The 6,637-nt window shown below is 55.7% G+C and carries 5 protein-coding genes; 4 read left to right on the top strand and 1 reads right to left on the bottom strand.

The annotated features are described in order from the left end of the window. Positions 1–411 precede the first annotated feature (411 nt). From Q2100_RS28675 to Q2100_RS28690, 4 genes are all read left to right on the top strand, one after another. Entirely contained in the window at positions 412–1,692 is a 1,281-nt protein-coding gene (locus Q2100_RS28675) for a metallophosphoesterase family protein (protein WP_302916762.1), read from the top strand. Then, positions 1,689–3,620, top strand: a complete 1,932-nt coding sequence (locus Q2100_RS28680) for an ORC-CDC6 family AAA ATPase (RefSeq protein ID WP_456094153.1) — start codon at positions 1,689–1,691, stop codon at positions 3,618–3,620. Before Q2100_RS28675 ends, Q2100_RS28680 begins: the two co-directional genes overlap by 4 nt. Positions 3,621–3,698: 78 nt before the next feature. After that, positions 3,699–4,583, top strand: a complete 885-nt coding sequence (locus Q2100_RS28685) for a hypothetical protein (protein ID WP_302916764.1) — start codon at positions 3,699–3,701, stop codon at positions 4,581–4,583. 39 nt (positions 4,584–4,622) lie between these two features. After that, positions 4,623–5,180 (top strand): SLATT domain-containing protein, encoded by a 558-nt coding sequence (locus Q2100_RS28690; protein ID WP_302916765.1) that lies wholly within the window; start codon positions 4,623–4,625, stop codon positions 5,178–5,180. A gap of 22 nt (positions 5,181–5,202) precedes the next feature. On the opposite strand, the gene Q2100_RS28695 is transcribed toward Q2100_RS28690, so the two are convergent. Continuing rightward, on the bottom strand, positions 5,203–6,396 hold the full coding sequence (locus Q2100_RS28695; RefSeq protein WP_302916766.1) for a DNA adenine methylase: 1,194 nt from the start codon (positions 6,394–6,396) through the stop codon (positions 5,203–5,205). Between the last annotated feature and the right edge of the window lie 241 nt (positions 6,397–6,637).

Raw genomic sequence — 6,637 nt, forward strand, 5'->3', positions numbered from 1 at the left:
AGACGCAGTTCGGCCCGCAGGACGCCGGGGTCGCCGCGTGACGTTATTCGGTCGTGGCGATGCTCGATTGCGGTTTGAGTAGGGTTCACCCCGGACGGTTTGGGGTGTTGCCACGAATCGAGGAGGTGGCCGCCGGAGCCGTCGTCTGCAAACTTGCCGGCGCAAGTAGGTAGTGCCTACGACATGATTTGAAGACTCGTCATGTAGTCGTATGTCGCCGAGGACGAGAGTCGGGCTAAGGCAAATGCATCGCCTGAATAGAGCGCGACACGGAATGCCATCTGTGCTCCAAATCTTGAGCACGCGGTGCTAGGTTCCAGTCAAGCAGGCGGTTGTCTAGCCCAATGCGCTTTTAAGCATTAGTCGGACGAGCGGGATAGGGACCCATGGTGGTCCCCGCGAAGGGGGAGCATGCAACGGTTGACGGCCGTGGTGGTTTCGGACTTGCATGCGACAAGCACTCAACCAGGCGACTCCGCCGGGTCCTGGCTCACAACGCACACACCTCGGAATCGACGAGAGCATCCGCTGGTCGGCCTAAGGGAGTACTTCGAAGACGCAAAGATGCGCGCTGATCTGCTGTTGGTAGCAGGCGATATCTGCGATAAGGCAGATGGACTTGCTCTTGAGGGCGCTTGGACTGATCTCGCCGCCTTGGCGGACGCTTTGGGGGCGCGCCTCATCGCAACCGCTGGAAACCACGACCTCGACTCCAGGCACAAGAGTGGAGACATGGATCCGCGAGGCGCCCTGTATGACCTTGTACCGCCGTTTCCTGCCCTAGACCCCGAATCGCGTGACCAATTCTGGGCCAAGAATTATTCGATAGTCGAAGGCACCGAATCGTCTGCCACAGGAAACGATGGGGAAGGCGCCTCGGTACCCTGGCGAGTCGTCACTCTGAATTCAGCTGCGTTTCACGGGTACGCCGGAGGCGACGGCCCTGAATTGGACCATGGTCGAATCTCGCCGCGAACAGCGCGCCGCTTACGTGCAGAGTTGGACGCCGGTCAGCGCGCAGTCGTAAACATTTTGCTGGTTCACCACCATCTGCAGCAGATGCCGTATGTGGACACTCAAGAGAGGAGCATGATCCAGGATGTCGAGCTTCTTACTCAGCTCCTCGAAGATCATAGTCCTTGGATCGTCATACACGGACACAAGCACAGAGCTCGAGTTATGTATGCCCCGGGCGAGGGGTTCAGCGCAACAATCTTCTCGGCGGGAAGCTTATCTGCATATCCTGAGGGCCAGAATGCGGGCGCTGGCATCACAAATCAAGCATATATTCTGGAATTCGCCGATCAGCAAACACTTGATGCCTACGACTTAGGTGTAGCTGGCAATTTCTGCTCCTTACAGTGGGTTCCCGGACAGGGATGGCGCAAAGCGACCGGTATCAGCGACTTCTCGCTCCCGGGTTCTGGCGGTTTTGGATGGAGGGCGCCAACTTTGGCTCCCTTGGCCCGACGTATCGCACGTGTAATGAAGCAGCGCGCGCTTACCAAGTTGCCCCTAGGCGATTTGATGGAACTCGAGCCGAAACTCTCCTATCTTTCGCCGACTGGGATATCGAAGCTCACAGAAGAACTCAAAAACGTAGATGCAACATCTCATCTGAAACGCGACGAGTATGGCGAAATAACGGAAGTTGTGGCGGTTACCCAATCTTCCGGTGGCACACCCACATGACAACGAGTGACCCAACTCAGTACTCAGTGGCGAGCGGCACCAGGCCGCTCACAGCCTTCAACGCGCGTGGCTTGCCCGTGAAACAAATTGTCGAGACATTCGTTGAACCTAGCCAGTTCGAGCGACTAAGAAGACCTGTGAATTCGTTATTGTCGGGTCCGCGCGGTTCGGGCAAAACCACGATGATGAAGATGCTGCAGCCAATAGCATTAGAGTTGTGGGAAACGAACAGCGGCAGGCAAGTCAGTGATGAAGTACCGTACACCGGAGTGTTCGTCCCGACGGACCGAGCGTGGAAGCGACAAATCCTCCCACCTGCACCGACTGGTAATCCCTTCGGGCCTGAGATCGATCTTGTTGCGGAGGCCGCCTTCTCCGCTCACGTCCTCCGAGAAGTCGTACGTGCGATGCGGCATAGACTCTCTCCGCCCGCGGACGGCACGGTTCGACGTAGCCGAGCGTACATCGATAAGGCCGAAACCCTGCGTCGGCTGACATCAAACTTGGCTCGGCTAGCACATCTCACTAGCTACGAACCCTCTCTCGAGGGCATCGCGGACAGTCTCACAATCCGAATGTACGATCTGCAAAGGCTACAGAAATCTCTAAAAGAAGGTCGGAATTTCGACATACCGGACTGGGTGCAAGGGGACTGTCTCGGGATGGCGACTGCGGCGATAGAGATCTTCAATCGTGCTGTCGGTCAAGAAGACCACCAATGGGCGCTGCTATTCGACGAGATGGAACTTGCCCCGACTACCATCGTCGAAGCGCTACTGGAAGCAATGCGAGGTCTGCCCGAGAACTTGCTTTTGAAATTGAGTATATCGCCAGTGCAACCCGAATTGGCGCGTTTGAACCTGCCCTACGCCGGCGTCCATGGCCAGGACTTTGACCTCATACAGCTTACGTATGCGCGTCAGAATCACGCAGTTGAACTCGGCAAACGCATGCTGGAGGCGGAGGCTCGACGGTTAGGTATAAAGGGCTCGCCGGCTGCCGAGCTTCTAGGACGTTCGGTCTTCGCTAGTTTCGACGACGGGGAGGGTGGGCGAGATCGCGCCGAACATGCGCCCCGAGACAACCCGTACGCAGCAAACGGTGATCTCTGGAAGCGTTATAAGAGCTTGGCCAACGTCGACGAAAGCTTTCGCTTATGGCTGCGTGGGAAGGACGTAGATCTCAATGAACTGGAGCGTCTGAGCCCCGTAGCGCGCGCTGCGAAATTGAGAAAAGTACGGAACCTCGTGGTCGTCAGGGAAAACTATCGACGCTCGAACGCTGCCAGGCGGAGCCGCAAATCGTACGCCCTCTACACGGGGGCGGATACAGTGCTCACCATATGCGACGGCAATCCGAGGCTTCTTACGGCGCTACTCGGGCAACTTTTATCGGGTGCCACAGGGGGTGACAACAAAATTTCTAGATCCGCGCAGAGCGCGGCGGTCGACAGCGTAATCCGCAGATTCTTTGCACTGATCTCATCCGCAGAGGCGGTACCTTTGAGGAGCGGGCGAGTAGCGAGCCTTTACGACTTAGTGCATCGCATAGGAGAAGCTTTCGCCGAACGGGTTGTGGAAGAGGAGTTTTCAGACAATGTACCCCTAAGGTTTACTGTCGACCGTGGAGTTAACAGCGCAACAATAGAGTTGCTCCGCCTCGGAATAAACATGGGTGTTTTTGTGCACATTCCGAAGAGATCGGATGCGCGTGTGCCCCTCGCTCTCTTCGGCGAGCACTTCCGGCTCAGTTATGTCCTTGCTCCATACTTTGGCTTGCCAGTGCGCCTGGGGCCAACAGTTAGACTCTCGACACTGCTAGCACCCCGCTCGAAAACGGTGAAGCGAGGTATACAGAAGGTTAGGCAGGCGGAGTCTCCGGAAGACCAGTACGTGTTGTTCTTAGAGCCTCGAATCGAACGAAGGTGATCGCCCGTGGCTGGGATAGATATAAACGTAACTAGGCTCTCGTCACCGACGGAGCGGCGGTACGATTTATTTGTCGGCGTGGTCGGATATGAGTCCCGCGCGGTGTACGCCTCGACGATATTACTCGGGAATTGCGCGCGCATCGTCGCTGCGCCCTTCGAAACGAACAAGGTGCTGTCGTACTCTGCAAATCAGAAGTTTTTCGAGTCGCACGGCACCCTGCTTGCCTACGATCACGGCTATCGGAAAGAGCTGTTGCTTGCGATTGAAGATGCTCTCGCAGAGTGGAAAACGATCCGCGGTGTCGTCAAGGATAGCTTTCGCATTTGCGTCGACGTGTCTTCCATGACGAGGACCCGTCTTGCCGATACGATGCTCGCTATATATTCAGACTTCGAAGGGGCGGTTGAAGTTGATTGGATATATGCTCCCGCAAAATATAGCCGCGGCCTGATGGACACCGGTGCCGTTCGGTTCAACGACGCTATACCAGGGTTCGAAGGATGGGGCGACCCGGGTAATGTTCTCCACGCTATAGTTGGGTTGGGGCTCGAGGGGGAACTGGCGCTCGGCGTCCTTGACGATCTAGAGGTTACGGAAACGATTACATTTGAGCCTTTCGGGTTTCATATCGACTATGACCGCAAGATCGCGCGTCGTAATGAAAACTTTGTAGCGGGTATTCCCCCCGTTAATCGGTACCAGTACGACGTTACTTCTCCTTTCGCTTCGTTCCTCAGGCTGGCGGCGGTTGTTGAGACGTTGACGCCTCAAGGACGTGTCGTACTGCTTCCACTTGGTCCAAAAATATTCGCTGTCATGTGTCTACTTCTCGGCCTAGGCGACCAAAATAATGTGACGGTGTGGCGTCTTAGTGCTGACAAGGGCAGCGGACCGATTGACAGAGTGGCAGCGGGTCCATTGATGGGGTTGACAGCGGCGCGCCAGGAAGGCACGTCCTGAGGTCCCGGTTGATATTGAACTCTGGAGATGCTTGACCGAATGTCGAAACGCAACATCCAGCCATATTTGATCCGTGTTGACCTGCCTGCTGAGCTCCGCGCGACGGACCAAAACTTCGCTGATGTGCGAGATAAATACGTGGAGGCCGTCGAATGGTACACCGCAGAGAAGGATGCAAAGTCAAGGATGTCGAAGGCGCTTCGCGCAGCCTCAATTGTTCTTGCGGTTGTGGGTGGCGCGGTACCGCTTCTGGCAGCGGTAATGGGCAGTGTCGATAGCGCAATAGGATATATTTTCCTGGCGTTGGCGGCAGGAGTTCAAGTTCTCGACCGGTATTTCGGGTATTCGTCGGCCTGGGCCCGCTATGCGGAGGCTGCACTGAAGTTGAATGGTGTTCTTCTCGAATATCAACTCGAATATGCTCGGTCCCTCGCAGTGCATGCGTCTGACGAGGAAAAGTGGAAGGTGATTGAAGCCTACTCACGCGACTTGGTGCGAATCGTAAATGACGAGACTCAGGTGTGGCACACGTTGTTTACCGATATCGCGAACAACGCTGACTACCTCAACGAAGGCGCACCGCCGGAGAGGGCCTAAAGCTTACTCTCGCTTCACGAAATTAGGGCTCGCACACAAATAGCTTTTCGTTAGCGAGCTTCGTCGACCGGCCAGTGCGTCCGCCCATGGTGGAGTGGCGTGCTGCCACGCTGCGAATTTCGACGGTGCGGAAGAATTCGCGCGCTATCGTTTCAACCGAATAGCCAGTGCTGTAAAGGAGGCCGTTTCCAGGATAGGAGAGTACAAGTGTGGCCGATTTTTTTCTTACAAGATCGAACATTTCAGCAAAAGCGCCCACTACCCTCGATTTGGTTGAGAAGTCGCTTGTGAAGCGGTCCGTACGATATCGGCCGTGTCCAGTCGTATCCGGATAGTCGTATAAATACATGGTCTCGTATAAGTGATAGAAGCGTGAATAGTGGTCTTTCGTGTACGGCGGGTCGGCGTAGACTATTCCGAACGGCCTATCGCTCGCCAGCAGGCCGCGTGCTTCGTCGTTAGTTACTACGTTCTGTGCCCGCCACTCCTTTGTTCCGGATGGTCGAAACACCGCTAGAGCGTCGACGAAGCGATCCCACGGATCAACGGACCATGATCGCCGAACCCGTGCTGCGGAGTGCGCATCGTGTGCGCGGAGGTAGTTAGCCGCGTGTCCTGGTGAATTCAGCGCCGAACTTATCGCGGTCAACCATGTGGCTTTCAGAATATCATCGATGCAATTATACCGTTTGTCGTCTTTGTGTAGCAATTCGATTGCATATCTTATCGCATCAATTTTGAGCGCTTGGTCGAGGCTTAAGTACCCGCCCGCGAAATAGAACTTTGCTAATTGGAAATGCTCGATGCCTTCAGCTTTAGCTGCGCTTTCGGCAAGGCTTCTTGTCGATTTGTCTGACCCCTGATGGGGTACTCTATTCATGTAGTCTGCCAGTTGCCGCCAGGATCCAGATTGTAGTGCCTTTCTTTCGTCCGCCAATTCAGTGCTGACGCTGCGCCTCGCCAATTCGTATGCTTCCGCGTATAGTGAGCGCAAGCTAATCAGCAAGTGCGCGGAAGGCGTAAACGACCGTGTGGTTAACTCCGCACGTGATACGCAATTAATGAAGTGTGAGGTGTCGTTGGCAATGACAGGCGCCAGGTCGGCAAGTGATTTCGATACGGCCCCAATTCCGGTGAAGAGGTCGGCGATGGGTTGGATATCTTCTGGTGGCAGGGTCGGCTTGCAGCCGGCAATTAGCGGAAGAATGTAGGGCACGAGGTGTCTCTTTGTCCCCATGTATCGTATCGCCAAAGGTTCCTCTGTCTGCACACGGCTTTGTTACGCGCTGGCAGCGGTGTCCGCTCGGACTTCGACGGTTGGATCTTGTTTGGCACGACGCGCGAACACGGCTACTTTGGCGCTAGCGTACATTCTGACTGGTAGACGTGTTGTTCGTTCCGGTCACCCGCTTGCGGTGCAGCAGGCCCTGGGCGAGGCGCTGGCGGGGCGCACGTCG

Origin of the sequence: Mycolicibacterium arseniciresistens, assembly GCF_030519285.1 — a bacterium.
In the GTDB taxonomy this organism is placed as follows: domain Bacteria; phylum Actinomycetota; class Actinomycetes; order Mycobacteriales; family Mycobacteriaceae; genus Mycobacterium; species Mycobacterium arseniciresistens.